The sequence below is a fragment of the Novosphingobium organovorum genome, assembly GCF_022832435.1.
GTDB lineage: Bacteria > Pseudomonadota > Alphaproteobacteria > Sphingomonadales > Sphingomonadaceae > Novosphingobium > Novosphingobium organovorum.
This window is the reverse complement of record NZ_JALHLF010000229.1, coordinates 1-1643: the sequence shown is the minus strand read 5'-3', so window position 1 is coordinate 1643 and position 1643 is coordinate 1. Positions and strand designations below refer to the sequence as shown.

1 protein-coding gene and 1 pseudogene are annotated in these 1643 nt (G+C 71.5%); both read right to left on the bottom strand.

The annotated features are described in order from the left end of the window. Positions 1-609 (bottom strand): annotated as a pseudogene (locus MTR62_RS20905) (ATP-binding protein); the annotation flags it as partial. After that, positions 602-1312, bottom strand: a complete 711-nt coding sequence (locus tag MTR62_RS20900; protein WP_244024579.1) for a response regulator — start codon at positions 1310-1312, stop codon at positions 602-604. The pseudogene MTR62_RS20905 and the gene MTR62_RS20900, both read right to left, overlap by 8 nt. Between the last annotated feature and the right edge of the window lie 331 nt (positions 1313-1643).

Sequence of the window (1643 nt, the reverse complement as noted above, 5' to 3'; positions counted from 1 at the left end):
CGGGCCGCGCACGTCGACCGGCTCCGGCCCGCGCAGCGGGTCGAGCGCCTCGACCTCGCGCGCCAGCCGTCGCAAGGGCGCATCGAGCCTGCGTTGCAACCAGTAGCCGGCCACGATCGCCACCGCGAAGGCCGCGGCAAAGGCGTAAAACAGGCTCGCCAGAGCGCTGCGCTGGGTCGGCGGGGTGGCGCTGATCCAGTAGTCCTGCCCCCCCAGATTGAGCCGGAACCACAAGCGGTTGCCATCGCCCTTGCGCCAGGCCAGCTCCTCGCGCGCGGCCAGCCGCTCGCTCATCGCGGCGATGAAACGCCGTTCGAGGTAATTGGGAAAGCGCGGCACGGGCACCTTATGCGACAGGCTGCGGCGGATCGCGATGTCGCCGTTGGCCTCGAACCGGGTGAGCAGCGCGTCCTTGTCGGCCGGGTCCATCGTGCGCATCGCCTGCGACAGGCCCAGGATCATGTCGGCGGTGACCGCCGCCACCCGCTCGATCTGCGGCTGCATGACGAAATTGAGCACGAAAAGCCCGGCCAGGATCTGCCCGACGAGCACGGTGCCCACCATCAGCAGCACGTTGCGCCGCAGCAGAGAACCCGGCGCCCTAGCCATCGCCGCCGCCGGTCAGCACGTAGCCCACCCCCCAGACCGTGCGCAGGAAGCGCGGATCGGCGGCATCGTCCCCGATCGCCTTGCGCAGCCGGGCAACCTGCACGTCGATCGCGCGGTCGGTCACCTCGGCGTCGCGGCCCAGCGCACGGTCGATCAGCTGCGCGCGGCTGAGCGGGCGCCCCGGACTGCGCGCGAGCGCTGCGAACAGCGCGAACTCGCGCGAGGACAGCGTGAGCGCCTCGCCCTCGCGCGTGGCGGTGAAGGTCGAAAAATTGATGGTAAAAGGGCCGATCCGCGCGATTTCGTCCTGCCCCATCGCGCGTTCGGGACCGATCCGGCGCAGCAGCGCGGCGATCCGCGCCACCAGTTCGCGCGGGAGGAAAGGCTTGCCCAGGTAATCGTCGGCGCCCAGTTCAAGCCCGAGCACCCGATCGACCGGATCACCGCGCGCGGTGAGCATGATGACCGGCACCGTCTCCCCGCTCGCGCGCAGGCGGCGCAGGATCGCCAGCCCGTCCTCGCCCGGCAGCATCAGGTCGAGCACGATGGCATCGGCGGGCTCGCGCTGGAGCGCGCTGTCCATCGCCCGCCCGTGCTCGACCGCGCGCACCGCATAGCCGTGCTCGGCGAGGAAGCGCTGGAGCAGGCTGCGCAGTTCGGGATCGTCATCGACGACGAGGATTCGGGCCGGTTTCTCGCTCATGCCCCCGGTGTGCCACCGCGCCCGCGCGGCGGCCAGTGGCCAAGCTGTGACAAACCATGACACCCGCCCCCCGCTGTCGCACGCTGCCATCACCTGGCCCTGGCGCGACACCGCCGTGATGCATCCGTGCGCCAGACAAGGCCCTGTCGCGGGACGGCACGAGGCCCCCGCCCACAGGAGTTCGACTGATGACCAAGGTGCGACCCACTTTCCTCCTCGCCGCCGCGCTGCCCACGCTGGCGCTTCTCCTCCCCGCCACGGCGGCCCAGGCCCAGATCCGTGCCGGAGCGCACGTGCGCACCGCCAACGGCTCGGCCGGCGGGGTCGCTGG